Source organism: Paraburkholderia sp. BR10923 (assembly GCF_040948765.1).
Taxonomy (GTDB): domain Bacteria; phylum Pseudomonadota; class Gammaproteobacteria; order Burkholderiales; family Burkholderiaceae; genus Paraburkholderia; species Paraburkholderia youngii.
In genome coordinates this window covers 1-25,337 of the sequence record NZ_JBFPKO010000011.1, presented here as the reverse complement: position 1 = coordinate 25,337, position 25,337 = coordinate 1, and the positions used below count along the sequence as shown (strand labels likewise).

Sequence of the window (25,337 nt, the reverse complement as noted above, 5' to 3'; positions counted from 1 at the left end):
ACCACGGCGCCCCCATCATGCATATCGATTTCGACTTCCTTCTCGACACGATGCGCCAGTTGATCGCGGCTGTCCCGATCACGCTGGGCCTGTTCTTCGCGTCGCTGGTGCTGGGCGGCCTGCTCTCGCTCGTGATCGTGACGATGCGCGTGTCGCCGCACTGGTTGCCCAACCGTTTCGCGCGTGCCTACATTCTGGTGTTTCGCGGCTCGCCGCTGCTGATCCAGATGTTTCTCGTGTACTACGGGCTCGGCCAGTTCGGTGTGATCCGCGAGAGTTTCCTGTGGCCCGTGCTGCGCGAGCCGTACATCTGCGCCGTGCTGTCACTGGCACTGTGCACGGCGGGCTACACCGCCGAAATCATCCGCGGCGGGCTGATGGCCGTGCCGGTGGGGCAGATCGAGGCGGGCTATGCGATCGGTCTGTCGGGCTTCGCGCTGCTGCGCCGGGTGATCGGGCCGATCGCGCTGCGCCAGTGCCTGCCCGCCTATTCGACCGAGGCCGTATTGCTCGTGAAGTCGACGGCGCTGGCGAGCCTCGTCACCGTGTGGGAAGTGACCGGCGTCGCGCAGCAGATCATCCAGCAGACCTATCGCACGACCGAGGTCTTCACCTGCGCCGCGCTGATCTACCTGTTCCTCAATTTCCTCGTCGTGCGGATCCTCGGACTCCTCGAACGCCGCCTCTCGCACCATCTGCGCCCCGCGCCGTCGGTCGTCCGCCGCCCCGCAGCGAAACTCGAAACCCATCGCGCAGCCTCGTGAGCGGCCGCCCCATCCGGAGAAACTTATGAATGCAGCTGCACCGGTCGCCCTTTCCGTGAGAAACATCCACAAGTCCTTCGGTGACCATCATGTCCTCAAGGGCATTTCGCTCGACGCCCACGAAGGCGACGTGATTTCCATTCTGGGCGCGAGCGGCTCGGGCAAGAGCACCTTCCTGCGCTGCCTGAACCTGCTCGAGATTCCGGACGATGGCTCGGTTGCGCTCGGCGGCGAGGAGCTCAAAATGAAGCGCCGCCGCGACGGCAAGCTGCAACCGGACGACCGCCGCCAGGTGGACCGCGTGCGTTCGCAGCTCGGTATGGTGTTCCAGAACTTTAACCTGTGGTCTCACATGACCGTGATCGAGAACCTGATCGAAGGTCCGATGCGGGTGCAAAAGCGCAGCCGCGCGGAGGCCGTCGAGGAGGCCGAGGCGCTGCTCGCCAAGGTGGGGCTCGCGGACAAGCGCGGCCACTACCCGGCGCACCTCTCGGGCGGCCAGCAGCAGCGCGTGGCAATCGCACGGGCGCTCGCCATGCGTCCGAAGGTAATGCTGTTCGACGAGCCGACCTCGGCGCTCGACCCGGAACTGGTCGGCGAAGTGCTGCGCGTGATGCGCGCGCTGGCCGACGAAGGTCGCACGATGCTCGTGGTGACACACGAAATGGGATTCGCCAGGCACGTGTCCAATCGCGTGATGTTTCTGCATCAGGGCCAGGTGGACTCGGACGGCACGCCCGAGGAGGTCTTCGGCGATCTGAAATCGCAGCGTTTCCGCCAATTCGTGTCGAGCCATGAAGACCGCAACACCCAATAATCCACCGGCAGGCCGCGTTATGTCAGTTACCCGTTCCGAGCAGCCTCTCGATTGGCGCGACGTTTGCGCAGTCGCGGCGGGCGCCACGCTCGAGCTTTCCGCGTACGCGCGTGCACGGATCCGTGCCGCTCGCGAACTCATCGATCAGATCGTTGCGCGCGGTATTCGCGCGTATGGCGTGAATACGGGCGTGGGCGCGCTGTGCGATGTGGTGGTGTCGCCAGCAGAGCAGCACGATCTGTCGCACAACATCCTGATGAGCCACGCGGTGGGTGTTGGTGCGCCGCTCGGCGCCGAGGAGACGCGCGCGATCATTGCGGCCGCCATCAACAACTACGCGCATGGACACTCGGGTGTGCGTATTGAAGTCGTCGAGCGTCTGCTCGCGCTGCTCGAAGCGGACTGCCTGCCCGAGGTGCCCGCCTTTGGCTCCGTCGGCTACCTGAGCCACATGGCGCACATCGCGCTGGTCTGCGTGGGTGCGGGGCACGTGAAGTGGCGCGGCAAACGCATGAGCGGCGCCGAGGCGCTGCGGCGGCTCGGGCTCGAACCACTGTCGCTCGAAGCGAAAGAGGGTTTGAGCCTCGTGAACGGCACGCCCTGCGTGACCGGCCTCGCGGCACTTGCACTCCGGCGCGCGCAGCGGCTGCTAGACTGGGCCGACGTGGTGTCCGCGATGAGCTTCGAGAATCTTGGCGGACAGATGGCGGCCTTCGACGCGGGATCGCTGGCGTTTCGCGTATCGCCCGGGCTTGCCCAGGTGGGCGCGCGCATGCGGGCGGCGCTTGCCGGTAGCGGCTTGTTGGGGGCGTCGATCGGACGTCGCACGCAGGATCCGCTCAGCATGCGCACGATTCCGCACGTTCACGGCGCGGCGCGCGACGTACTGGCCGCCACGGCGGAAGTGGTGAATCGCGAGCTGGCCTCGACGACCGACAATCCGATCGTCGCGGGTACACCGCAAGAGCCGCAGGTGTATTCGCAGGCGCATGCAGTGGGCGCTTCGATCGCGCTCGCCATGGACAGTCTCGCCGCCGCGCTGGCTCAGGTCGCCGCGATGGCCGAACGCCGTCTCGACCGGCTCGTGAATCCACTGGTGAGCGGCTTGCCCGCCTTCCTGGCGCAAGCAAGCGGCACGCGCTCGGGCTTCATGATTGCGCAGTACACGGCAGCCTCGCTGGTTGCCCAGAACCGGCGCGAGGCCGCGCCCGCAAGCCTCGATGGTGGCGTGACCTCGGGGCTGCAGGAGGATCATCTCTGCCACGCGACGCCGGCTGCGCTCAAGGCGCTCGCGGTGCTCGAAAACAGCAGCCGTATCCTCGGCATCGAGCTGCTCGCGGCGGTGCAGGCGTACGACCTGCAGCCGGTCAAGGCCGAGCGCGCGCCATACACCGAGGGGCTGCACGCACAAATTCGCGCCATTGTGCCGACCTATCGCGATGACCGCCCGCTTGCCGACGATATGACGCTGGCCTTCCGCATGATCGCCGATCGCGATCCGCCGCCGGTGCCCGACCCGTTGCCCGCGAGGTCGGCGCCTGTCCTGTGGACGGCCGCGGCGATGGAGCCCGCGGCGCGCAGTACCGCGCAGCCCGCCAACGACGCCATGCCTGGCGCAGTGGGCAGTTGAGGCACTCGAGTGGACTCGAGCGAGGTGTTGCACAGCGCCAGCAAGAAAAATAGATCATGTTGGGAAAATGACGCGCATGAACTCTACCGTGCAGGCAGTGGAAGAAACAGGACGGACGCAGCGCAAGCTTGCGCCCGCATATGAGCAGATCAAGCGCTACGTGATAGAGCGCATCGCGAACGGCACGTGGAAGCCGGGGGACGCGATTCCTTCGGAGACCATGCTCGTCAAGGAATTCGGGGTGGCTCGCATGACGGTCTCCCGCGCTTTGCGCGAATTGACCACCGAGCGCGTCCTGACGCGCGTGCAGGGCTTGGGCACCTTTGTGGCGCCGCGCGAGTACGAGTCCACGGTGCTTGAAATCCGCAATATCGCCGATGAGATTGCCTCGCGAGGCCATCGACACGCCGCGCGCGTGATCGGGCTCGGGACGAGCAACCTGCAGACGGCGATCAGCGAACTCGATCTCGCCAGCGGTCCGGTGTTCCACTCCACCATCGTGCATCTGGAGGAGGGGGAGCCGATCCAGTATGAAGACCGCTACGTCAATCCAAAGGTGTTCCCGCACTATCTGGAGCGGGATTTCTCATTGGAAACGCCCAATCGTTACATGGTGCGGCTGGCACCGATCCAGCGCGCGGAATTCCGCATCTATGCGCACAAGCCCGACGCGCAGATCCGCCGGCAACTGGAGATGGACATTGGTGAGCCTTGCCTCATGGTGTGGCGGCGCACATGGGTCGGTGAGGCGGTCGCGACAGCGGTTCGGCTATGGCATCCCGCCTCACGCTTTCATTTGGCTGGGCATGTATGAAGCGAGTGGGCTCCTGTCTCACATCGCGGCGAATATACCCTCGAAAAGGTGAGCCCTGCCGGTGAGAGAACAGGTTCAAGCAGTAGCTGACGCGCGGCCACGTCTTCCAGTTTCCCACGCAGTCGCCATGAATATGTCGTTCATGGAACGGACCCAGGTATCTCCGGAAGGCGCATTGGATGACCGGAGTAGTCGCGTTACCTGCCCTTGAGCCGCTGATAGCGCGACCGGCTGGTTTGGGTCGATCAGCGACACTCGCATGCTTCAACGATCGTCGCGCGCAACCGCGTGACTGTGCGATGGCTCACGAGACCCAGCATCCGGGTCGTATCTTCGTTAGTCCTGCCCGACAGCAGCTGTCGACGGGCAAATGTATTGCGAAGCACGCGGGGACTCATGTCGGGCGCGAGAAACCCGATCGCCGCGAGCGCATCTTTCACAACGGCCCCTAACAACACATCGTTGATTGAGGTGCTATTTCCGGGCGCCGTAAAAAGCAGTGCATGATCCGCCTCGAGGGCATGCGCCTCCTTCCAGGCGATCAGTGCTGCAAGTGAGAACTCAGGGAGCGTCACCTTCCGGGGCTCGCGAGGGCCGTGCTTGGGAACGTACACATGTGGTCGCACACCATCAACGACAACGTGTTGACGTTGTGTCCGCCGTAGTTCGGCAGCTGTTATTCCGCCGCCGAGAAGCAGCGCCACAATGGCCCCGTTTGCGATATGCGTTCGTCGTCTGTGCCGGTCGGCGCGACCCACCCCTGCAACCGATGGTCGGCGGACGGATCGAGATAGAGAGGAGGCGGCTCATCGTCCGGCCAGCGCTGGAACGCGACAATTCCGGTCGCCGGATTACTGCTGCGAACTTCAATCTCGACAAGATGCCGGCACAGGCGATCCAGCATCCTGGCGTACCGCAGACGCGTCGTTGTACCTGGCGCACAGCGGGTCTCGACATCGTTGAAAACGACTCGATGTCCCGACCGCGGCCGAAGCCATCCACCCCGACCTCGAGGGGTACACCGCGATGGTTCGGGTGGTACATGAGCTGAATCACCCCTTTACCGCACCCACGGCGATGCCGGACACGATGCGCCGCTGGAACACGACGTAAAGCACGACGATCGGCGCCGCGGCCAGCACAAGACCCGCGCACAACAGCGGAACGTTCGTCGTATATTCGCCGCGCAATGCGGCGATACCGACCATTAACGTGCGCTTGTCCTGGAGCACGAGCAGCGAAATCAATACGTCGTTCCAGCAATACAGCGTGTTCAGAATGCCGAGCGTGACGAGCGCAGGCTTGCCCATCGGCAGCATCACGTACCACCATGCCTGCAGAATGCTCGCGCCATCGATCCGTGCGGCCTCGAGCAGGTCACGCGGCACGCTCGAATAAAACGCGGTCATCAGATACACGCTAAACGGAAGAAAGAAGGCGGTATAGGAAATGATCAGGCCGACGCGCGTGTTCAACAGACCCAACGCAATAATCGTCTGATAGAACGGCACGAGCACCACCTGCACCGGAATCATCAGCGACGCGAGGATGACCACGAAAATCAGCTTGCGATACGGGAACCGCAGAAATGCGAACGTAAAGCCCGCGAGCGATGAAACGACCAGCAAGCACGCGACCGCGCCCACCGTCACGAGTATCGAGTTGATGTAGTACTCGCCAAGATTGGCCTGCACGCAAGCTTGAATGAAGTTCTCGAACGTCGGATGAGCCGCGATGCCGAAACGGTCAAGGATATAGTCACGCGTCGACTTGAACGCGTTGTTGAGCGCAAACGCCAGCGGATAGACGCACGACACGGCGAGCACGGCCATCGGAACGGACAGCGTCCAGAGCACTCGCCGGTCCTGCTTTACGGTGATCGCCATGCCATGAGCCTCAGAGGTTCGCGTTACGGGTCATGATCCGGATCTGCAGCCATGCAATGCCGCCCATCAGCGCAAATAGCACGACGGAGATCGCCGCCGCATACGATGGGCGATTCATCTTGCCCTGCTCGATCCAGATCAGGAATTCCGGCAAGGTCGTCGATGTGCCGGGACCCCCATCGGTCAGCACGTAGATGAGTCCGAACATCGACGTCAGCACGCCGACCGTCGTGACGACGGCCACGAATTCGATGATCGGCCGCAGCGTCGGGATGATGATGTAGATCCACGTCTGCCAGAAATTGGCGCCGTCAAGCCGAGCGGCTTCGATCATTTCGTCGGGTACCGTCGACAGGCCCGCCATGAAGATCAGCACGCCCATGCCGAAAGTCGACCACATCTGCACGCCGATCAGGCTCATGAGTGCGGTCGAACCGTTGCCGAGCCAGTCGACCGCATCGATGCCAAGCGTACCGAGCATCGCATTGAGGTTGCCGTCGTATCGCAGGACCACATTGAAGATCGAGCCGATGATCACGCTCGACAACACGGCCGGGAAGAAATAGACCGCACGAAACACCTTGCCGCCCGGCACCCCCTGATGAATCAGGATCGCCAGCACCATCGGCAGCATGACCCAGATTGGCAGAGTGGCCAGCAGGATCAGTGTGTTGACCATCGAATCGCGGAATGACGGATCGTGCGCGAGCGCAACGTAGTTCGACGCACCGACAAAGCCGACCGCACCCGACGGCGTCACGCCGAGGAACGACAGCACTGCGCCCCATCCGAGCGGAAAGATGCGGAAGACGATGACGAGCAGCAAAGCGGGAAGCAACAGCACGAACGCCATGCGCTGCTCCGAACGGTCACCGCCCGGCCTGGCCACGGCAGGCGACGCCCTGGATGCGGGTGCCGCGCCGCTCGTCACAGATGCAGAAGATTTCGACATGTCTGGGTCGTATTTCAACGTGCTTTCGAGTGCCACCAGTCCCCAGGGGCTGGCCTGGTTCGCCTCGCTTTACACATCACCGCTTTGCCGACGCCTGGACTTCATCCATACGCGCAGCGGCCTTGTCGACCGTCGTATCGCCATTAAGCAGCAGCTGGCTCTGACGGTGCCACTCTTCCATCTCGACCGCCGATGCGCCGAGCAGCGTCGTCGTCACGGCGGAGTCCTTGAGCCATCCGAGAACGATCTTGACGGTCGGGCCCTTGAACGAAGCGAGGTCGACACTGCTGTTCGCCGGCAGCGCGCCCGCATCGTTGGCGAAGACCTGGAGGGCCGCCGGGCTCGCCAGCTCTTGCACGAGTTGCTTGGCCAGCGCGACATTCTTCGACGCCTTGTTCACGCCGTAGCCGATACCGCCGGACACGGGCATACGGGGATCGTCGGGCGGATTGCCGGCTGCAACGGTTGGCGACGGCATCTTGTAGACACCGAGCTTTTCGGGCGTGAGGAAACTCTCGAACTGCTTCCAGTGCGCGACATCGGAAATGAGGCCGATCGTGTTGCCCGCATCGCCGCGCATGAATTGCTCGTATTCATCCATGAACTTCGTCGTGGAGTTCGCGCCCTTCGGATACCAGCCATCCCTTTGCGTATCGACCCACGCCCGGAGAATCCCCTTGACCTGCGGGCTCGACCACTTGAGCTTGCCCGCCGCGAATCGCGCCTGTTCGTCGGGTGTCATCGACGTCGCGGCCAGCGAGGAGAAGAAGAATTCAGCACCGTAGCCTTCCTTGTTGCCGAGCGCAAGGCACGGGATCTTGCCGCCCTTGGCCTTGAAGGCCGCGCAAACGCGCTTGAGATCGCCCCAGTTCTTCGGCGGCTTGTTCGGATCGAGTCCGACCTGCGTGTAGAGGGCCTTGTTGTAATACACGACAAACCCCTGAAGCGTCAGCGGCAATGCATAGGTCTTGCCGCTTGCGTCCTGAAACTCCTTCACCCCGAGCATGCCTTTGTCGAGCCCGTTGAGATCGACGAGGTCCGACATCCGTGCACGTGCCTGCGCGCCGCCGTTCATCAGAAACACGTCGGGCCCGGCGTTAGCCGACAGCGAGGTGCCCAGGATCGTGTAGTACTGCTCGATCGGCTGGCCGACGAACTTCACCGTGACGCCCGGATGCGTGGCTTCAAAGTCTTTCCTGACCTTCTGGAAATACGTCGACGTAACGGGATCGCTCGACTTCCAGTCCCAGACCGTCAGGGTCTGTGCCGTGGCGGCGGCGAAAAATGCGAGTCCGGCAAGACACACCGCGATGCGTGAGATGAATGGGCTTCGCACAGCTATCTCCAATGGTTTTTATGTGAGATCCATGCCTAGCCGGCCGTCTGTACGACCGCTGGTTTCGAGACCGGCGGCGCGCCAAGCTCGCTGCGGTCAAGCACATCGGGCCGCCGTAGTTCGCGGCGCGCATATTCGCTGAGTTCGAGCCCGTGTCCGGGACGATCGGGTGCCATCGCAATGCCGTCGACAATGGCGATCGGCTCTTCGACCAGCGCGTCGAAGTTCTGGAATGAATATTCAAGCCACTCGACGTCGGGCAGCGCGCATGCGCAGTGCACGCCCACTTCGAGGAAGGTATTGCCCATGCTGACCGGCACACCGAGGTCGGCCGCGAGCCAGCCCACGCGCATGACATCCGTCACCTGCCCGTGCACGTTGAGGATATCGACCGCGCCGGCCTCCATCAATGCACGCTTGCCACTCGCATCGAGATACTCACCCGTATTCAGCGCGGTCCACGTGGCGTTGTGCCGGATGTGCCGCAGGCCTTCGAAATCGTTGCGCAACGTCGGATCCTCGACCCAGAGCAAGGCGTGACCGGCGTCGCGGATGCGTTCGAGTTTCACGACGGCTTCCTTGGGCGACCACGCTTCGTTTGCATCGATCATGAACTGCGCGTCGGCCCGCACGAGCTTCTTAAGCAAGTCGAGGCGATGAAGGTCGCGCTCGAAGTCCGGGTGCCCGACCTTGATCTTGAACGCGGTATAGCCGAGTGCGTCGGCACGTCCAAAAAGTTCGGCGAAGTCGGTGTCGCCCAGATGAAAGTCGAGCCCGCTTGCGTACGCCTTGATCCGGTCGCGCTGTGCACCGAGCATCTGCCAAAGCGGCATGCCCACCTGCTTCGCGGCCAGGTCCCATAGCGCGACCTGGATTGCTTCATGGAAAGGCAACGTCCACGCGCGGTGGTTGCCGCCGCGCGGACGCGCTATACGGTGCACCAGTGCGAGCGGCCGCTCTCCTTCCAGCGTGGACCAGACTTCAGAGCGGAAAATGCGCTCGATTTCCACTTCGGGCGGCAACGGCACGAACAATGACTGCGCAAAGCCCAGGCCGGTGAGCCCGTTCTCACCGATCAGCTCGAGCGCCACGACGTGAGCATCGTCGGCCCGGACCTGGCTATCGCCGATCACCCGATCTCGGGCAAACTGGAAACGCGTAATACGGAAGTCAACGATACGCATGATTGGGTGCGCTGATAGATCAGATGGCGTTGGTGATATATCATGCTAGTCGTTACGATCGGAGATCTCAAGTGGGTAGAACGAGAAAAGATGCCCTCGCCGAGACGGCATCCGGTGAAACAGCCGTGGAAAGTTCGCCGGCCACCGAGACTGCAAGCGGCGGCGCGCGGCTCAGCGACATTGCGTACGAGCGGATTCTCGAGGGGTTGTTCGAGCGCAAACTGCCTGCCGGTGCATTCGTTTCGCAGAAGGAACTCGTCCAGCTTCTGGGTATACCCGTAGCGCCGCTGCGTGACGCATTGCGTGTGCTCGAAGCGGAAGGGGTACTGACAATTCACCCGCGCTCGGGCATTCAGTTCATCAAGCCGGGGCTCGAACTGACTCGGGCGACGTATCAGTTCCGCAGCATCATCGAGCGCGCGGCGATCCGCGTGTTCGCCGAGACCGCGGATGAAGAGTCGATTCGTTCACTCGAAAAGCGACATCTCGCGCTGGTGACCGCGATCGAGAAGCAAGGTCTCAATGCGCAGCACCTCACCGAAGTCGAAGCGCTCGAAACCTCGCTGCATCATGCGGTCATCACGTCGCTCGGCAATCCGCTCGTCGAGAACAGTTACCGGCGCATGCACAATTACCTGAAACTGTTGCGCCTCGAACGCAAGCTCACTGCGCCGCTCGTACTGCGCACGCTCAGGGAACACCTCGCGATTCTCGAGGCTTGCAGGGTGCGTGATCCGGATGCCGCCGAAGCCGCCGTCACGGCGCACTTTGCGGCGGCGTTGCAGCGCAATCTCGGGATGTATTGAGCGAGAAGCGCACGCGCTCGACAACGACTCGTATCTGAGACGCATCCCAGGGCTACACGCAAATACGCGTGTGCCGATGAGCCGCCGCCATCCGGTATTTGCCATTGCGCAGGCGCTCTGGTTCAAGACGAGTGACATGAACCACTGATACCAGTGCTTGCGGGGCTGCGAGTACGCCGGCAACGCAAACGTGCCGCGCGGCCATCTCGCCTCGCTGCGGTCCCGGAAAACCCGCTGCCGGAAGGCAGCAACCGGGCGGAAAGTTACAACGACATCCTGTCTCACCTGAAGGCGCTGACGGACAAACTCGCCTCAATCGGCCAGAAGCAGGGTGCAGCAGCTCCCGATGTCGCGGCAGCGTGGGCCATCGCCAAGGGCACGACGCCGATCATCGGCGTCACCAAGCCCCACTATATCGAGAGTCTCGTCCGAGCCGGCAGCATCACACTCACCAACGACGACATCGCGGAACTGGAAGCTCTCGCCGACGCCGCTAACGTGAACACCCGCGACTGGTGGGAGCAAGCAATGTAAGGCTGAACCTCCGCTGTGCCCAGTCGTCGGAAATCTCGCTGCTCGCCGCCTCTAAGGCAGCCCTGCGATCGCTGGCACGAAGGTCGCGAATACCGGGTCGCGCCAGTTTTGCAACCAAAGATCGGTCGCTCATCAATGAAGGCTGACAACATCTGCGATTTCAGGCAAATGCCGGCTGGCTCCCGACGCTCGGGCGTTCGCGCATTCTCGCGTACCAGGCGAGAAGGGCTTCGCACTCTGCGGGCACCGGCAGCTTCACGATCGACGCAAAGACCAGGCCGCCAATGACGGTGATGTCGGCCATCGAGAACGTATCGCCGGCGACAAACGGCTGCCTTCTCAGGACGTCATTGAAGTAGTGCATGCCTCTGAGTGCTTTGTCGCGCTGACGAAACCCCCATTCGGGGTTCTGATATAGCTCGACTTCGGGCCCGAGACCAGGCGTGGCGTGGTGGAAATAGACACTGATGGCGTCGAGCAATTCGAGCTCGGCGCGCTTGCTCATCATGTGGATCACGCCCTTGTCGAGCGGTGTTTTGCCGGTCAGCGTGGGTGCGCCATCGAGCGTATCGAGGTATTCGGTAATGGCGGTGCATTCGGCGATGCAGGTTCCGTCATTGAGTTCGAGGACCGGTAGCGTACCCGAGTAGTTTTTCCCTGAGATGAACTCGGGCCTTTTATGCTCTCCCTTGTAAAGATCGACCATCACGAACTCGACGCGCGATTGCAGATTCTTTTCGGCCAAGGCGATACGCACGCGTGTCGGGTAAGGTCCCTCGGGAAAATCGTAAATCGTCATGACGGGGAGTTCGGTTACATCGCGATGAATGATGCTTGATGTCATGCTTACCTCTCCAGGTGGTGGCTGGTGCTCGGGATCGGAGGATATGGCGAAGTATCTCCATCAACCTACCTAACGCTTGTTAGGTTTACCATAGAAGGTATAATTCGCTGTGTCAACAGTCATCCCAGCTTGCGGAGGCGGTCGTAGTGAAGAACGATTCGGGCTTGAGTTCCAGGGAGCGAATCCTGGTGGCTGCTACAAAGATTGCGCAGGCGCACGGCTACAGCGGCCTGAATTTTCGTGATCTTGCTGAGGCTGTCGGCATCAAGGCCGCGAGCATCTACCATCACTTCGCGAGCAAGTCCGATCTCGGAGCAGCGGTGGCAAGGCGTTATTGGGAGGACTCGGCAGCCACGCTGGACGCACTTTGGGCCGAATCCGCGAATCCGATCGACTGCCTGCGCCGCTATCCGGATACATTTCGTGAGGCACTGGAGCGTGGTAATCGCATATGCCTCTGCAGCTTCATGGCTGCCGAATCCGATGACTTGCCGGAGGCGGTGACGAAAGAGGTCCAAACCTTTGCTGACGTGAATGTTGCATGGCTGAGCAAGGTGCTATCCGCCACGGCCATGACCAGCGCCAAGGAGTGCGAGGGGCGTGCTCGCGCGATCTTCGCAGCCGTCGCTGGCGCTCAACTCATCGCCAGAAGTCGCGCGGATATCGCTGTCTATGACGGGTTAATTGAAAGCTATCGTATTGCTGGTCTTTTGCCGGCATAGCAGTAGAAAAAAGTCAGCATGACGCCTCCGGACCTTCGAGGTGCCCGGATGGGCGAAGCGAGCGATATCGCCACAGCGGCGGCTATTTCTGGCGACTGACGTTTCGCGTATTTGCTGGGGGCGGAGTCGGTGGTCGATGGCGGCATCTCGCTGCTCTAATGTTTCGGCCCAGCCGCCTCGCACTGGAGATCGCGCATGTACTGCTATCCGAAGATCGAACAGTCCGATTTACCGCCGGCCTCGCAGCTGAGATCGTCGTACCGCCTCGCTGATTTCGGGGACGCGTTCTCGGTGGACCTGCCAGAAAGTGCCTGCCACGACGCGGAGACTCTCGCACGACACGTCTTTGCCAGGCAGCCCGCATGGATTGGGATGCTGCTGAGATTCCGGGACATTCTCGTGCGGCCGTTCGGCTTGAAGACAGCCGTTGACCTCAAGCAGAAAGGAGGCGACAGGATCAGCCTGTTTCACGTATTCGAACGATATGACGACGAGATCGTCATCGGCGAGGATGACACGCATCTGGATTTCCGCGTGTCGGTCCTCGTGCAGCCGTCATCTCACGGTCGACACCGCCTCGTACTGACGACGCTCGTCTTCTACAATCGTCCGCTAGGGCGAGCCTATATTGCGCTCATCGCACCTTTTCATCGGGTTGTCGTACGAGCCTCGCTTGATCGGGCGCAGCGGCTAGGATGGCCCAATGCATAACGCCGTTTCAATGAGCCGCCTGCGCGGCTCAGCCAGAGACTTCAACCCGCTCGCGATCCGGCCGCATTTCGTTGCCCGTTTGTCATCAAACGGCTGACGTTCGATTTTTCGCACAGGATAACCTCATGCCCAGCGGTGAGAGACTGCGAACGATAGCGGAGCCTATGAAGCCTGTGGCACCCGCGATGAAAACCCGCATTTCGGGCTCCTTCGATGTAAATTCAGTGAGAGGACGCGGCCGGTCCGATGCTGAAATAACCGGATTGCGCAAGGTCGGCGAGGAGGCCAGCTTGCTCAGGCGTCCAGCCCAACAGCACACGCGTGCGATCACTATTAGCAGGGGCATCAATTGCCACAAATGGTGCAAACCATCCGAAATGCTCAGCGGCCTCGTCCGCAGAGAGTGAAGCTAGCGGTAAGCCCAGGCTACGGCCTATAGCCCCGGCGATGTCCTTGAGCGCAACGCCCGTTTCGCCGATTGCATGAAAAGGTCCCGCCGTAACTTTCTCCAGGGCAAGCCGGTAGACACGGGCGGCATCCAGCCGATGCACGGCAGGCCAGCGGTTGAGCCCTTCGCCCACGTACGCCGAGACACCTTTTTCGCGAGCGATGGCGGCCAGACGCGGCACGAAACCATGGTCGCCCATACCGTGAACCGACGGTGCCAGGCGTATCGTGGTCGCCCGAACACCGCGCGCGATAAGTTCTGAAACGGCCGCCTCCGAAGCACGCGGGAACGATTCGGAGACGGGAAGTGCAACGTCCCTCTCCGTCGCGATTCGACCGGGAGCCAGTAACGCGACCCCGGATGTGACAAGAAACGGACGGCTGGAACCTTCCAGCGTCGCGCCGATCGCCTCAATGGCACGCCGTTCCACCAGACTGTTCTCGGCAAATCGCGACCAGTCATGATCAAAGGCTGTATGGATCACCGCATCCGCTTCGGAAGCCCCCTCGCGCAAGCGCTCGACATCTTCGAGTGAGCCGACGAGCGATCGCGCACCGGCTGCGACAAGTTTCTCTACGCCCTGTGCGGAGCGGACCAGACCGATGACCTGATGCCCAGCTTGAACCAGTTCTCGAACGACGGCGGAGCCAACCCAGCCGGTCGCCCCAGTGACAAATACGCGCATAACCAACCTCCTGATCGTTTCAGCAAGAGATTAAGGATTTGTCGCTGGACGATCTATGTCGTAGAGTTCGCATTTGGTTTTAGATCGTTCGGAATTGTCGCGTGGATCCGCTATCAGAAGTGTTGTCGTTAGTGAAGCTGCGCAGCTATCTGTCCGGCGGCTTCGATGCGAACGGAGACTGGGCCGTGCAATTCGGCGCGCACGACGGCATCAAATTTCACGCCGTGCTTCGCGGCCAGTGCTGGGTTTTGGTCGAGGGGGTGCCCGACCCCGTGAAGGTGAGTGAAGGTGAATGCTTCCTGCTAGCGAGAGGAAAGCCTTTTCGTCTCGCCAGCGATCTGGCCGTCGAACCAGTCGACGTCCGTACGCTCTTGCCACAGGTCCATGACGGGCGGGTCGTGACGTACAACGGAGGGGGCGAGTTTCTGAGCATCGGCGGCTATTTCACGCTCCATGGCCCAGCCGATCTGTTGTTGAGCACGCTGCCGCCGCTTGTCCATGTCCGCGAGGAGCCGAATCGGGCAACAGTGCGATGGTACGTCGAGCGCATGAGGCATGAATTGAGCGATGCGCAGCCGGGCGATTTCATCGTCGCACAGCAGTTGGCTACACTGGTCCTTATCGAGGCGTTACGACTGCATTTGTCGAACGAGCGCCGTGAAAGCGTCGGTTGGCTTTTCGCATTGTCCGACAAGCGCATGCGGGCTGCGATCGATGCAATGCACGCCTCACCGGGCCGCAGATGGACCTTGCAGAGCATGGCCGAGCAGGCGGCGATGTCGCGCACGACGTTCGCCCTGCGATTCAAGGAGACGGTTGGGCTCTCGCCCATGGAGTATTTGACGCGCTGGCGCATGATGCTGGCCGCAGACCGATTGACTCATTGCCGCGATTCCGTTTCCGAAATCGGTCTCGCCCTTGGCTACGAATCCGAGAAGTCCTTTAGTACGGCGTTCAAACGAGTGATGAACTGTTCTCCACGCCGATATGCTCGACAGCGAAAGGCGGGGACGACTGATGCTGATGTTGGCGGTGCGGCCGTCTGGCAGAACGGCAATCCGTAACCAGTGGTGCGGCAAAGCGAAGGGCGTTCATCAGGTAAGCTCCGGAAAGTGATCAGGATTCAATTGGCACCGGGCGGTCATTGACTTTTGCCATCACGGGGGGACACCCCTAGCTGACGAAGGGGAGCTTCTCGTCGCGCGCAGTCGCGAGCATCGACAGCGTGATCTTCCGCACCTCAAGCTTGCTTTGCGTGATGTGAGCGCGCAGCAGGATGGCAGCCTCGCCAAACTTGCCGCGATCGATGAGATGGAGCATCGCCGAATGCTCGTCATACGTCGCGCTCGTGCGATGCGCCTTGAGAAAGTCGAGCCGCCGCACGATGCGGATGCGCTCGGTCACCTCGTTGTGCACGCGCAGCATCTCATTGTTGCCGGCAGCGCTCACGAGGCCGCGGTGAAAGCCCTCGTCGAGCACGAACATCGTGGCCGGGCAGCTTTCGCGTTCCCCTTCGTCAACGCACCATATGGCTCGCAACGCATCCATCGCAACGTGTGGGGCACCCGAGAGCCGCTCGAGCGCCGCCAGTTCGAGAACGATGCGCAGGTCATACAGCTGGTCCAGTTGATTGAAGTCGATATTGCAGACTTTCCAGCCGCGCCGGAACCCCACCTCGAGATAGCCTTCGCGCGCGAGTCGGAACAGCGCATCGCGCATAGGCGTGCGCGACACGCCGTAGTGCTGGGCAATGTCGTTTTCGGAAAAGCGGTCGCCGGGAAACAGCCGAAAGCTGAAGATGTCCTGCTTAATCAGCTGATACACCTGCTCGGCAAGGGGGTTCGCGCTATAGGCCGCCTTCGTGCCAGATGCTGCGGCGGCTTCGGCGGCGGCTTCGGTCAAGTCGTGCATGAGTCAGGTATCGCTAACGTCGAGAGTGATGCGGCGCGTCGGTGCAATGGTGGGTGACGGGGCCAGCTCCCTATTATCCGCCCTTAAACGGGCTCGATGAGGCTTACGTGCGCCGCCACGATCATCCAGCCGCCGAACCTATCGTTCACCTCATGCAGCCGCGCCCAGGTCTGCATCTGGCGGCCCGTCAAAGGCGTCGTGTCGCTCGTAAACTCGGTGCTCACCGTCGCGTAGTCGCCGCCAAACGTCGTCAGCACGGTGCGGTGCAACCGCCGCGAGCGAGGCACCGGCACGCAGGTTTCCCGCCAGCGGCGGATCGCGTCGCCACCATGCTGGATTTCGGCGATGCCATAGCGCACCGTCGCGGGTGCGTCCCAGAACAGGGCGTTCATCGTCTCGACGTCGTTGTCGACGAGCGCGCGCTCGTAAGCCTCGAAAGCTGCCGCCACCTGTGCGACGATCTCGGGCCGGTTCACTTCCATGATCATCAGTCTGTCCCCAGCAGTGCGTCGAGCGGAGCCGTCCAGCCGACGATGCCGCCCTGCGAATGAATCATCGCAATCGTCGCTTCGCGAAACGCCGGTAGGTAGCTCGCCGTCGCGTCCTCGACCAGCAGACATTCGTAGCCCCGATCGTTGGCCTCGCGCATCGAAGTCTGCACGCAGACCTCGGTCGTCACGCCCGCGAACACGAGATGCGTGATGCCCCGTATCGACAGTTCCTCGCCGAGCTGCGTGGCGTAGAAAGCGCCTTTGCCGGGCTTGTCGATGACGAGTTCACCATCGATCGGCGCGAGCGGGTCGATGATCGCGTTACCGGGCTCGCCGCGCACGAGGATGCGGCCCATCGGTCCTGCGTCGCCAATGCGCGCATTTGGCATACCGCGCATGCGTTTGGCCGGTGGGCAGTCGGAGAGGTCGGGTGCGTGCGACTCGCGAGTGTGCACGACCTGCCATCCCGCCGAGCGTGCATGCGCGAGCAGCCGCGCGACGGTCGGCACAATGCCTGAAAGCAGCGATACGTCGTTGCCGAGCGCCTCGCCAAAGCCACCCGGCTCGATGAAGTCGCGCTGCATGTCGATTACGATGAGCGCCGTATGACGCGCGTCGAACGTGAACGGCGCGGGTCTTGCGCTGGCGATGGTTGTCATCGCGACATTGCTCCGTTTGTGTTGTGCTTCGTTCGCGCGCCGCTCAGGCGCTTGCGTGCAGCTCGGCCGGCTCAGCCGTCTGCGGCCTGCCTTCGTCGCCATGGCCCGCCATGTGACGCCCAAGCACCACGCGATCCGCCTCACTCGCTGCGGTCTCGTATACGAGGCGTCCCTCGGCCATCACCACGATCCGGTCGGCAAGCTCCAGCAGCTCGTCGAGATCTTCGCTGACGAGCAGCACTGCCGCACCGGCATCGCGCGCCGCGAGAATGCGGGCGTGGATGTCCGCGACGGAGGCAAAGTCGAGTCCGAACACAGGATTCGCGACGATCAGCACGTTCACTGCGTGCCCAAGCTCGCGCGCCAGCACGGCGCGCTGTACGTTGCCGCCCGACAGCGCGCCGATGGCGCGCTCGGGCAGCGAAGGCCGCACGTCGAATTCGGCGATCAGCCGCTCGGCGCGCGAGCGCATCGCGCGACGATCGAGCCACCATCCGCCGCGCCGCAGCGGCGCGCGGTCGAAATCCCGCAGCGCCATGTTCTCGGCCACGCTCATGCCTGCCACGCAAGCATTGCGCAGCGGCTCCTCGGGAAGGGCGAACACGCTCATGTGGGTCATCTCTGCGCGCGTCGCGGCATAGGGCGAACCTTCCACGGCCATCGCGCCCGACTGGACCTTGCGCTGCCCAACGAGCGCTTCGATCAGTTCCTTCTGACCGTTGCCGGAGACGCCCGCAAGCCCGAGGATCTCGCCCGCGCGCACGCTCAACGACGCCTCGCGCACGGCGGCGTGCCCGCGCTCGTCGACGACCGAAAGGCTCGATAGCGAGAGCCGCACCGGAGCTTCGGGTGAGTGCGGCTGGCGCGCAAGCCTGATCTCGCCGGTGTTTTCCGCGGCGCCTTCACGCGTTTGCGAGCTTGCGTCGCTGCCCATCATCCAGGCGGCCAGCCGGTCTCGGTCGGTGTCGGCCACCGCGCAGGTGCCGACGAAGCGGCCTTTGCGCAATACCGTGACGTTGTCCGAATAGGCCATGACCTCGCGGAACTTGTGGGTGATCATCAGCACCGTGAGGTCGCCACGCGAGGCAAGCGTGCGCATGAGGCCTAGCACTTCGTCGGCTTCCTGCGGGGTGAGCACGGAGGTCGGTTCGTCGAGAATCAGGAAGCGCTGCTCCAGATACAGCTGCTTGAGAATTTCCAGCTTCTGCTTTTCTCCCGCCGCGAGTGACGAAACCGGCGCATCGAGTTCGAGGTGAAACGGCATTCGGCGCATGAAGGCGTCGAGCGCTCTGCGCTCTGCCGCCCAGTCGATCTTCCATGACAGGTTGCCGCGCGCGAGGAGCAAATTCTCCTCGACACTGAGCCCCGCCGCGAGCGTGAAATGCTGATAGACCATGCCGATGCCGAGCGCTTGCGCATCGCGCGGGGAAGCGATGTGCACCTGGCGTCCATCGGCCACAATCGTGCCGTGATCGAGCAGGCCGTAGCCCACCAGCCCCTTTACGAGCGTGCTCTTGCCCGCTCCGTTCTCGCCGAGCAGCGCGTGAACCGTTCCGGGAGCAACCCTGATCGAAACGTCATCGAGTGCGTGGAACGATCCGAACGACTTGCTCGCGCCTATCACCTCGACGCCGAGCGCGCGTGTCGCGGTGCTCATGGTCACTGCTCCAGGGCAGCGACGAGCGCTGCCGAACTGGACACCGTGCCGAACACGCCGCCCTGCATCAGGATCATGTTCAGCGCGGCGTCGTGGTTGCCCTTGTCGGTCGCGCCGCAGCAGTCCGCGAGCAACGTGCATTCGAAGCCGCGGTCGTTTGCTTCGCGCATCGTCGTGTGGACGCACACATCCGTCGTGATGCCCGTGAGCACGAGATTCGCAATGCCGCGCGTGCGCAGGATCAGTTCGAGGTCCGTCGCGCAAAATGAACCTTTACCAGGCTTGTCGATGATGATTTCGCCTGGCAGTGGCGCGAGTTCGTCGATGATTTCCCAGCCCGGCTCGCCGCGCACGAGTATGCGGCCGCACGGTCCAATGTCCCCGATGCCGAGACCGTTCGTGCCTGCCTGGCGGCTGCGCCAGCGCTTGTTCGCGGGCAGATCGGACAGATCCGGACGATGCCCTTCACGGGTGTGGATGATCGTGAAGCCGAGTTCGCGCATCAGCCCCAAAACGCGCTTGATCGGCTCGATCGGCGCGCGCGTGAGCGAGAGGTCGTAGCCCATCTTGTCGACGTAGCCTCCGTAGCCGCAGAAGTCGGTCTGCATGTCGATGATGACGAGCGCCGTGTTGTCGGGGCGCAGGTTCCCGTCGTAGGGCCAGGAATAGGGGCGGGCTTCGATGGTTCGGGTCATGTCGATTCTCCGGGCGCGCGCTTTCGCGATCACGCGATTCTGGATTCAGTCGGTCGGAAGCTTTCCGCGCTCAGCGCGTCAGGCTCAGCTCGCCGGGTGCGCCCGCCAGCGTGCGGTCCGGTCTGCAGTTGATGATCATGAGCGCGAGCGTCAGCACGTAAGGGGCGGCGTTGAACAGGTAATAGCCGCTGGTCACACCGATTGCCTGGAGGGCGGGGCCGAGCGCTCCGGCAGCGCCAAACAGCAGCGCGGCCCAAAGACAGCGCAACGGCTGCCAGCGGGCGAAGATCACGAGCGCGACGGCCATCAGGCCTTGGCCGCTCGAAAGCCCCTCGTTCCAGCTACCGGGATAGACGAGCGAGAGATAGGCGCCCCCCACACCCGCGAAGAACCCGCCCGCCGCCGTCGCGATGACACGTACCCGCGTGACGGGGTAGCCCATTGCACGCGCGCTCTCGGCGTTCTCGCCGACGAGCCGCAGCGTCATGCCCCAGCGCATCGAGCGCAGTCCCCACTGCAAGGCGACGGCAAGCACGACCCCAATCACGAAGAGCAGATTGATATGCAGCGCGTTGTGCACTTGCTGCGAGGCGGCCCACGCGCCGAGATCGATCGACGGGAGCATCGCTGCCTGCGGCTCGATGAACGGCTTGCCGAGATAGAACGCCAAGCCGGTGCCGAACAGCATGAGCGCGATACCGAACGCGATATCGGAAACACGCGGCAGCGAGCACACCAGCCCATGCAGGCAGCCGAGCATCAGACCGGCTGTAGCCGCCGCGAGTACGCCGATCCACGGCGAGCCTGAGAGATACGAGCCCGCATAGCCGCACATGGCGCCGGAGACGAGAATGCCTTCGAGACCGAGATTCACGCGGCCTCCTTTCTCGGTCAGGCACTCGCCGAGGCTCACGAACAGATAGGGCGTACTCACACGAATGGCCCCCGCGAAGAGCGAAACCAACAGCACTGCAGCGGGCGAATGAAGGTCAGACATGGCGGGTAGGCTCCAGTGAAGCAGACGAGGCGTCGAGCGCGGCGGCCTGAAGTTTCACGCGCGAGGCGGCAAGTCGGGGAGCAAGTGCCTCCCAGGCCAGCAGGTTCGCGAAAAGCAGGCCTTGCAGCACGAGCGTGGCGGCGTCGGGCAGGCCGAGGCGGCGTTGCAGCAGACTGCCGCTCGCCTCGATACCGCCGACCATCAGCGCGCACACGATCACGGCGAACGGATTCTGGCGTGCCGCGAACGCGACAAGGATCCCCGCATAGCCGTAGCCCGAGAGCAGCGATGCGTTCGCGCTGCCTTGCACGGCCGCGACTTCGAACATTCCGGCAAGTCCCGCTGATGCGCCGCCTAGCGCGCAGGCGGTGAGCGCGAGCCCGCCCACAGGCAAACCGACGAGGCGCGCCGTGCGCACGTTGCCACCCGTTACGCGCATGGCGAATCCGAGCGTGCTGTGGCGCACGAGCACCCAGGCAGCGAGACAGGCGAGCACGCCCCAAAAGAGACCCCAGTGCACGTCCAGTCCCGGCAGCGAGCCGATGGCCATGGCGTCGGGGAGGGGCAGCGTCGACGGCTTGTTGAGACTGGCGGGATCGCGCAGCGGTCCTTCGACGAGAAACTTGAAAACGGCGATGGCGATATACGACATCAGCAGGCTGCTGATGGTCTCGTTGACGCCACGCCATTGACGCATCGCGCCCACCGCGCTGATCCACAGGCCACCCGCGAGCATGCCTGCAATCGCCATCAGCGGCGTCGCGACGATCCACGGCGTAGCATGCGGCAGGCACTGCGGCACGACGGCGGCCGCGAGCCCGCCCAGCGCGAGCGCGCCTTCGCCGCCAATCACGATCAGGCCGACCTGGGCAGGCAGCGCGACGCACAGAGCCGTGAGCATGAGCGGTGCGGCACGCAGCAAGGTGTTCTGCCATGCGAACGACGAGCCGAACGCACCTTTGCCAATGAGACCAAGCGCCTCGATGGCCGGCTGCCCCTGCACGAGCAGGAAGATGCCGAAGATCGCCAGAGTTGCCACGATTGCACATACCGTCGGCAACGCGGGCAACAGTGCAAGCAGCAGGCGCGCGAGACTTGCAGACAGTCTTCGCGACGGCCCGTGAGCGGGAGAAAGGGAAGCGGGCATCACGACTCCTGGCGAAGGCGCTTGCGGTCCTCAGATCTGGCCAACCACACCGGCGACCAGATAATTCATGCTTTCAAGCGCGATATCGGTCTGTGCGTAGCTCGTGCCGGCCGCAATGGCGCTGCCGCCCTTGTTGTCCTTCATCGGCCCCTTGAAGATGATGTAGTCGCCGGCGACCATCTTCGCCTTCGCGGCGTCGGCTTGCGTGCGCGCATCGGGCGTCACCTTCGCGCCGTACGGCGACATCTTCACGAAGCCTTCGCGCAGGCCGCCGCGAAGAATGTTCGGCTGCGGCTTGCCCGTCTGCGTGTTTGTGACGAGCAGTTTGTAGGGCGTCGCCCAGTCCCATTCGGCGCCCGTCAGATAGCCCTTTGGCGCCAGCGCCGCCTGGCTTGCGTGGTATCCGCAGCTCATCGCGCCGCGTTTCTCGGCTGTCTCGATCACGACCTTGGGTCCGTCCACGTGACACGTGAGCACGTCGCAGCCCTGATCGACGAGGCTGTTCGCGGCCTCCGCCTCCTTCACCGGCATCGACCAGTCGCCCGTGAAAATCACGTGCGTGGTGATGGACGGATCCACCGACTGCGCGCCCAGCGTGAACGAGTTGATGTTGCGCAGGACCTGCGGAATAGGCTTGGCCGCGACGAAGCCCAGCTTCTTCGTCTTGCTCGCATGGCCTGCCACGACGCCGTTCAGATACTGGCATTCGTCGATATAGCCGAAGTAGCTCGAAATGTTGGCCGGATTGCCGCTCTTCCAGAGACCGCCGCAGTGGGCGAAGCGAACCTTCGAATATTTGGCTGCCATCTTCAGCACATGGGGATCGAAGTAGCCGAACGAGGTCGCGAAAATGAGCGTCGCACCGTCCTGCTCGATCATCGCCTCCATGGTCTTTTGGGCTGCGACGGTCTCCGGCACGTTTTCTTCCTCGACGACTTTCACGTTCGGCAGCTTCTTGATGACAGCCGCAGCCTGCGCCTGTGCCTGGTTGTAGCCGTAGTCGCCGCGCGAACCGACGTAGATGACGCCGACCGTAAGCGGCTCGGCACCGAAAGCGAGGTCGAATGGGAGCGTGCTGCCTAGGGCGAGGGCGCCAGCGCCCTTGAGAAAATCGCGACGGTTTTTCATGGTTGGACTCCTCGTGAGTTCAATGCATAAAGTCAGGATTGCAGATCGGATTGGGCTTGCGTTCTAGCCGCCGTTGCAAGCCATGCACGCCAGCCGCCGAATGCGGTGATGTCGTGTGCGCCGCTGCCTGGTGCGACTGACGAGGGCTCGCTGATAAATCCCTTGACGATGAATCCATCGGCTGTCTGTACGCTGCCGATGCCGAGCGGCGCCGGCACGTGGGCAACGAATGCGCCGAAGCTGCGCAGCGGCACTTCCCAGAGCTCGATTTCGATGGGCCGGCCCGCCTCGTGTGGCGTACGCACCAGAGCGGGCTTGGCCGGTGTCGTGCCGGCGAGCGCGTAAAGTCGGTAGTCCGACGACGTGGTGGTGGTCTCGACGAAACGCGCGCCAGCCTCGAGCAGTTGCCAGCAGAGGGGCTGCCCGCGCAGATGAGCGCCGGCCACGGCGAGCGTCACCGTCGGCTCTTCGAAGGGCAGCGGTCGCGCGGCAATGCCGGCAGCGTCGTCCGGTGTAGCGTTCGCCATGAAAAGCGCCTGGATGCGTGCGCCGAGCACTGCGAGGCGCTGGTCGGCGCCCGCTGGGGCGATCAGCGTCACGCCCGCCGGCAGGCCGTCCGCACGGCGAATGCCCGGCACCGCCAGAGCGCACAGATCAAGCAGATTCACGAAGTTGGTATAGACGCCGAGCTGGCTGTTCGCCCCGATCGGGTCCGCACGCACTTCGTCGAAGGTTGGATGCGTGGGCGTGGTCGGCACGATCAGGACGTCGATCGCCTCGAACAGCGTTTCCACTTCGCGCCGCAGGGCGGCGAGTGCGTACTGCCCGTTGAACGCGTCGACGGCGCTGTAGCCGTCCGCTTTCGCAATCACCTCGGCGACAACCGGATCGATGTCGGTGCGATTCGTCTCGAAGAAGGAACCCAGCGCGGCACGGCGCTCCGCTACCCACGGGCCGTCGTAAAGCAGCGCCGCAGTTCGCTGCAGGGGGCCGAACGGCACGCTTACTGGCAAAAGCGCAAGGCGCGAAGCGATCGTGTCGAGCGTGGCGGCAAAGGCCTGATGTGCCTGCGCGTCATCATGGAAGGTCAACGGCTCCGGCACGGCGAGGCGCAGTGGTGCATGGGGCAGTCCGAGTGCCGGCACTCGGCGCGCATAGCTGTCGTCTCCATCGTACTTCGCCATCCGCAGCAGGACCTCCCAGGCGTCGCCCACGTCATGCGCGAAGATCGACACGCAGTCCAGGCTTCGGCACGCCGGTACCACGCCGCGTTTGCTCACGAGGCCTGGCGTTGGCTTGAGGCCCACGAGCTCGTTGAAGCCCGCGGGAACACGCCCCGAGCCAGCAGTATCGGTGCCGAGTGAGAACGCAACGAGCCCAGCCGCAACAACGACCGCCGAGCCAGAGCTCGATCCCCCGGAGATGTGCGCGTCGGATTTGAACTGTCGCACACCCCCATAGGGCGAGCGTGTGCCGACCAGGCCTGTGGCGAACTGGTCGAGATTCGTCTTGCCGATGAGGATGGCGCCGGCGTCGAGCAGACGATCGACGGCGAATGCCGAGGCGCGAGGCGTGTACGCGAAGGAGTCGCAGGCTGCCGTGGTTGGTATGCCGGCGACGTCGATGTTGTCCTTCACCGCGAACGGTACGCCGAACAGCGGCATCCGCTCAAAGATCGCGGCGCCTAGGCGCGCGCGCGCATCTTCGAGCGCGTCAGCCCGGTTGGCGAGATCGGCGGCACTCACGCGCGATATCCAGACTTCGGGGCGACAGGAGGCTTCGATCCGGGCGATCAGCGTGTCGACGATGTCGCGAGGCGTCGTGCTTGTGGTGGCATAGGATTCAAGCAGCGCTCGAACCTTGAAGAAGGCGTCGGGAAGCATGAGTTCAATCTTGAATACAAGTTGAGCTCGTGTTTGCAGCAAGTGTGCCAGGCAGTGGAAGTTGACAGGAGGTCCTTGCCAGGTAACGATTTTCACATTGGAGTGGGTGCCGGTAGTGTTCCACCTGTGATCCAGCGTGGGTCGTGAATAGTTCGGGTTGGTGCAGGTGTCCCGCTCATCGTGCACCAGACCAGGGGAAGGGCGCGAGCGGTGGTTCCCTCGGCTATCGCCCTTGGTGGGCACCCACCGGATCCTGACGCTTACGGGAGCGAGCCTTTGGCGCTGGACCGGGGGACGGTTACCCCGTCCACTGCTTCGTGCTCTGTTTGCGCTTGTATCGCGAGCTGCGCCGCTTCGGATGGGCCCGTACTGCGCCGCATCAATAGCGCTGTGCAATGTTGGCGGATCGTTCCGTCACACGAGAGAAATTCCTGTGTGCGACTCGAGGCTAGAGAAGCCAGTCTTCAATCCTGTCATTTGACATAATCTTAATTATCAACATCAAATCTTGTAGCGGCTAAGTTGTAATGTCCGCTTCTGGCCAAGTTCAAATGTCCGCTTTTGCGCCGCGTAAGCTGTCCTGCCGCCGGTTGTCCGGCACGGGGAGCTTCGATGGCAGTAATAGAACGGATAACG

Annotated in this window: 26 protein-coding genes; 9 read left to right on the top strand and 17 right to left on the bottom strand. The window is 63.0% G+C overall.

Annotated features, from left to right (window positions below):
* Positions 1-17: 17 nt before the first annotated feature.
* From AB3X94_RS21150 to hutC, 4 genes are all read left to right on the top strand, one after another.
* Complete coding sequence (locus tag AB3X94_RS21150) at positions 18-764, top strand: ABC transporter permease (RefSeq protein WP_129959160.1); 747 nt, start codon at positions 18-20, stop codon at positions 762-764.
* A gap of 25 nt (positions 765-789) precedes the next feature.
* Positions 790-1,581 carry an ABC transporter ATP-binding protein gene (locus AB3X94_RS21145; RefSeq protein ID WP_176110905.1) on the top strand — a complete coding sequence of 264 codons (792 nt, stop codon included), beginning with the start codon at positions 790-792 and terminating at the stop codon, positions 1,579-1,581.
* Positions 1,582-1,600: 19 nt separating this feature from the next.
* On the top strand, positions 1,601-3,211 hold the full coding sequence (gene hutH, locus AB3X94_RS21140; protein WP_368612611.1) for a histidine ammonia-lyase: 1,611 nt from the start codon (positions 1,601-1,603) through the stop codon (positions 3,209-3,211).
* 76 nt (positions 3,212-3,287) lie between these two features.
* A complete protein-coding gene (gene hutC, locus AB3X94_RS21135; protein WP_246392234.1) occupies positions 3,288-4,025 on the top strand; it encodes a histidine utilization repressor in 738 nt (245 codons plus the stop codon).
* 245 nt (positions 4,026-4,270) lie between these two features.
* Here the strand turns inward: hutC and AB3X94_RS21130 are convergent, their stop codons facing one another.
* The 6 genes from AB3X94_RS21130 to AB3X94_RS21105 all read right to left on the bottom strand — a co-directional run bounded on the left by AB3X94_RS21130 (position 4,271) and on the right by AB3X94_RS21105 (position 9,383).
* Positions 4,271-4,600 (bottom strand): hypothetical protein, encoded by a 330-nt coding sequence (locus tag AB3X94_RS21130; RefSeq protein ID WP_368612610.1) that lies wholly within the window; start codon positions 4,598-4,600, stop codon positions 4,271-4,273.
* Between the two features lie 101 nt (positions 4,601-4,701).
* Positions 4,702-4,929, bottom strand: coding sequence for a hypothetical protein (locus tag AB3X94_RS21125; protein ID WP_368612609.1), 228 nt, complete (start codon positions 4,927-4,929; stop codon positions 4,702-4,704).
* A gap of 148 nt (positions 4,930-5,077) precedes the next feature.
* The gene (locus AB3X94_RS21120; RefSeq protein ID WP_176110901.1) at positions 5,078-5,911 is read right to left on the bottom strand and encodes a carbohydrate ABC transporter permease; all 834 of its coding nucleotides are present in this window, start codon (positions 5,909-5,911) and stop codon (positions 5,078-5,080) included.
* A gap of 10 nt (positions 5,912-5,921) precedes the next feature.
* The gene (locus tag AB3X94_RS21115; protein WP_368612608.1) at positions 5,922-6,863 is read right to left on the bottom strand and encodes a carbohydrate ABC transporter permease; all 942 of its coding nucleotides are present in this window, start codon (positions 6,861-6,863) and stop codon (positions 5,922-5,924) included.
* Between the two features lie 76 nt (positions 6,864-6,939).
* Entirely contained in the window at positions 6,940-8,199 is a 1,260-nt protein-coding gene (locus AB3X94_RS21110) for an extracellular solute-binding protein (RefSeq protein WP_176110900.1), read from the bottom strand.
* 35 nt (positions 8,200-8,234) lie between these two features.
* Positions 8,235-9,383, bottom strand: coding sequence for a mandelate racemase/muconate lactonizing enzyme family protein (locus tag AB3X94_RS21105; protein WP_176110899.1), 1,149 nt, complete (start codon positions 9,381-9,383; stop codon positions 8,235-8,237).
* A gap of 125 nt (positions 9,384-9,508) precedes the next feature.
* Here AB3X94_RS21105 and AB3X94_RS21100 point away from each other — a divergent pair, with 125 nt between their 5' ends.
* Complete coding sequence (locus tag AB3X94_RS21100; RefSeq protein ID WP_176110898.1) at positions 9,509-10,189, top strand: GntR family transcriptional regulator; 681 nt, start codon at positions 9,509-9,511, stop codon at positions 10,187-10,189.
* 153 nt (positions 10,190-10,342) lie between these two features.
* The gene (locus tag AB3X94_RS21095) at positions 10,343-10,723 is read left to right on the top strand and encodes an aldo/keto reductase (RefSeq protein ID WP_368612607.1); all 381 of its coding nucleotides are present in this window, start codon (positions 10,343-10,345) and stop codon (positions 10,721-10,723) included.
* Between the two features lie 160 nt (positions 10,724-10,883).
* Here AB3X94_RS21095 and AB3X94_RS21090 read toward each other — a convergent pair whose 3' ends face one another.
* Complete coding sequence (locus tag AB3X94_RS21090) at positions 10,884-11,567, bottom strand: glutathione S-transferase (protein WP_176110897.1); 684 nt, start codon at positions 11,565-11,567, stop codon at positions 10,884-10,886.
* A 146-nt stretch (positions 11,568-11,713) separates the two neighbouring features.
* Here AB3X94_RS21090 and AB3X94_RS21085 point away from each other — a divergent pair, with 146 nt between their 5' ends.
* A complete protein-coding gene (locus AB3X94_RS21085) occupies positions 11,714-12,289 on the top strand; it encodes a TetR/AcrR family transcriptional regulator (RefSeq protein WP_176110896.1) in 576 nt (191 codons plus the stop codon).
* 195 nt (positions 12,290-12,484) lie between these two features.
* Positions 12,485-13,000: a DUF2867 domain-containing protein gene (locus AB3X94_RS21080; protein WP_176110895.1), complete on the top strand. Its 516-nt coding sequence runs from the start codon at positions 12,485-12,487 to the stop codon at positions 12,998-13,000.
* A 221-nt stretch (positions 13,001-13,221) separates the two neighbouring features.
* Here AB3X94_RS21080 and AB3X94_RS21075 read toward each other — a convergent pair whose 3' ends face one another.
* Positions 13,222-14,133, bottom strand: coding sequence for an SDR family oxidoreductase (locus AB3X94_RS21075; protein ID WP_176110894.1), 912 nt, complete (start codon positions 14,131-14,133; stop codon positions 13,222-13,224).
* A 101-nt stretch (positions 14,134-14,234) separates the two neighbouring features.
* Between AB3X94_RS21075 and AB3X94_RS21070 the strand changes: the two genes are divergently transcribed.
* Complete coding sequence (locus tag AB3X94_RS21070; protein ID WP_368612606.1) at positions 14,235-15,197, top strand: AraC family transcriptional regulator; 963 nt, start codon at positions 14,235-14,237, stop codon at positions 15,195-15,197.
* 109 nt (positions 15,198-15,306) lie between these two features.
* On the opposite strand, the gene AB3X94_RS21065 is transcribed toward AB3X94_RS21070, so the two are convergent.
* The 9 genes from AB3X94_RS21065 to atzF all read right to left on the bottom strand — a co-directional run bounded on the left by AB3X94_RS21065 (position 15,307) and on the right by atzF (position 24,701).
* Positions 15,307-16,044 carry a GntR family transcriptional regulator gene (locus AB3X94_RS21065; RefSeq protein ID WP_246392232.1) on the bottom strand — a complete coding sequence of 246 codons (738 nt, stop codon included), beginning with the start codon at positions 16,042-16,044 and terminating at the stop codon, positions 15,307-15,309.
* A gap of 83 nt (positions 16,045-16,127) precedes the next feature.
* Positions 16,128-16,526 (bottom strand): oxalurate catabolism protein HpxZ, encoded by a 399-nt coding sequence (gene hpxZ, locus AB3X94_RS21060; protein ID WP_176111936.1) that lies wholly within the window; start codon positions 16,524-16,526, stop codon positions 16,128-16,130.
* 5 nt (positions 16,527-16,531) lie between these two features.
* On the bottom strand, positions 16,532-17,194 hold the full coding sequence (locus AB3X94_RS21055; RefSeq protein ID WP_368612605.1) for a cysteine hydrolase family protein: 663 nt from the start codon (positions 17,192-17,194) through the stop codon (positions 16,532-16,534).
* Positions 17,195-17,237: 43 nt separating this feature from the next.
* Entirely contained in the window at positions 17,238-18,851 is a 1,614-nt protein-coding gene (locus tag AB3X94_RS21050) for an ABC transporter ATP-binding protein (protein ID WP_368612604.1), read from the bottom strand.
* A gap of 2 nt (positions 18,852-18,853) precedes the next feature.
* On the bottom strand, positions 18,854-19,546 hold the full coding sequence (locus AB3X94_RS21045; protein ID WP_368612603.1) for a cysteine hydrolase family protein: 693 nt from the start codon (positions 19,544-19,546) through the stop codon (positions 18,854-18,856).
* 70 nt (positions 19,547-19,616) lie between these two features.
* Complete coding sequence (locus AB3X94_RS21040; protein WP_176110890.1) at positions 19,617-20,543, bottom strand: ABC transporter permease; 927 nt, start codon at positions 20,541-20,543, stop codon at positions 19,617-19,619.
* Complete coding sequence (locus tag AB3X94_RS21035) at positions 20,536-21,690, bottom strand: ABC transporter permease (protein ID WP_368612602.1); 1,155 nt, start codon at positions 21,688-21,690, stop codon at positions 20,536-20,538. The genes AB3X94_RS21040 and AB3X94_RS21035 overlap by 8 nt, the downstream gene beginning before the upstream one ends.
* Positions 21,691-21,720: 30 nt before the next feature.
* Positions 21,721-22,818 carry a BMP family ABC transporter substrate-binding protein gene (locus AB3X94_RS21030; RefSeq protein WP_176110888.1) on the bottom strand — a complete coding sequence of 366 codons (1,098 nt, stop codon included), beginning with the start codon at positions 22,816-22,818 and terminating at the stop codon, positions 21,721-21,723.
* Between the two features lie 32 nt (positions 22,819-22,850).
* Positions 22,851-24,701 carry an allophanate hydrolase gene (atzF, locus tag AB3X94_RS21025; protein WP_368612705.1) on the bottom strand — a complete coding sequence of 617 codons (1,851 nt, stop codon included), beginning with the start codon at positions 24,699-24,701 and terminating at the stop codon, positions 22,851-22,853.
* Positions 24,702-25,337: the final 636 nt, after the last annotated feature.

Excerpts from the sequence above, each read along its gene's own strand:
- AB3X94_RS21080 (WP_176110895.1), top strand. The coding sequence starts at position 12,485 with ATGTACTGCTATCCGAAGATCGAACAGTCCGATTTACCGCCGGCCTCG.
- AB3X94_RS21115 (WP_368612608.1), bottom strand. The coding sequence starts at position 6,863 with ATGTCGAAATCTTCTGCATCTGTGACGAGCGGCGCGGCACCCGCATCC.
- AB3X94_RS21105 (WP_176110899.1), bottom strand. The coding sequence starts at position 9,383 with ATGCGTATCGTTGACTTCCGTATTACGCGTTTCCAGTTTGCCCGAGAT.
- AB3X94_RS21150 (WP_129959160.1), top strand. The coding sequence starts at position 18 with ATGCATATCGATTTCGACTTCCTTCTCGACACGATGCGCCAGTTGATC.
- AB3X94_RS21125 (WP_368612609.1), bottom strand. The coding sequence starts at position 4,929 with ATGCTGGATCGCCTGTGCCGGCATCTTGTCGAGATTGAAGTTCGCAGC.
- AB3X94_RS21090 (WP_176110897.1), bottom strand. The coding sequence starts at position 11,567 with ATGACATCAAGCATCATTCATCGCGATGTAACCGAACTCCCCGTCATG.
- AB3X94_RS21035 (WP_368612602.1), bottom strand. The coding sequence starts at position 21,690 with ATGCCCGCTTCCCTTTCTCCCGCTCACGGGCCGTCGCGAAGACTGTCT.
- AB3X94_RS21040 (WP_176110890.1), bottom strand. The coding sequence starts at position 20,543 with ATGTCTGACCTTCATTCGCCCGCTGCAGTGCTGTTGGTTTCGCTCTTC.
- AB3X94_RS21030 (WP_176110888.1), bottom strand. The coding sequence starts at position 22,818 with ATGAAAAACCGTCGCGATTTTCTCAAGGGCGCTGGCGCCCTCGCCCTA.
- hutC (WP_246392234.1), top strand. The coding sequence starts at position 3,288 with ATGAACTCTACCGTGCAGGCAGTGGAAGAAACAGGACGGACGCAGCGC.
- atzF (WP_368612705.1), bottom strand. The coding sequence starts at position 24,701 with ATGCTTCCCGACGCCTTCTTCAAGGTTCGAGCGCTGCTTGAATCCTAT.
- AB3X94_RS21075 (WP_176110894.1), bottom strand. The coding sequence starts at position 14,133 with ATGCGCGTATTTGTCACTGGGGCGACCGGCTGGGTTGGCTCCGCCGTC.
- AB3X94_RS21065 (WP_246392232.1), bottom strand. The coding sequence starts at position 16,044 with ATGCACGACTTGACCGAAGCCGCCGCCGAAGCCGCCGCAGCATCTGGC.
- hutH (WP_368612611.1), top strand. The coding sequence starts at position 1,601 with ATGTCAGTTACCCGTTCCGAGCAGCCTCTCGATTGGCGCGACGTTTGC.
- hpxZ (WP_176111936.1), bottom strand. The coding sequence starts at position 16,526 with ATGGAAGTGAACCGGCCCGAGATCGTCGCACAGGTGGCGGCAGCTTTC.
- AB3X94_RS21045 (WP_368612603.1), bottom strand. The coding sequence starts at position 19,546 with ATGACCCGAACCATCGAAGCCCGCCCCTATTCCTGGCCCTACGACGGG.
- AB3X94_RS21145 (WP_176110905.1), top strand. The coding sequence starts at position 790 with ATGAATGCAGCTGCACCGGTCGCCCTTTCCGTGAGAAACATCCACAAG.
- AB3X94_RS21120 (WP_176110901.1), bottom strand. The coding sequence starts at position 5,911 with ATGGCGATCACCGTAAAGCAGGACCGGCGAGTGCTCTGGACGCTGTCC.
- AB3X94_RS21055 (WP_368612605.1), bottom strand. The coding sequence starts at position 17,194 with ATGACAACCATCGCCAGCGCAAGACCCGCGCCGTTCACGTTCGACGCG.
- AB3X94_RS21050 (WP_368612604.1), bottom strand. The coding sequence starts at position 18,851 with ATGAGCACCGCGACACGCGCGCTCGGCGTCGAGGTGATAGGCGCGAGC.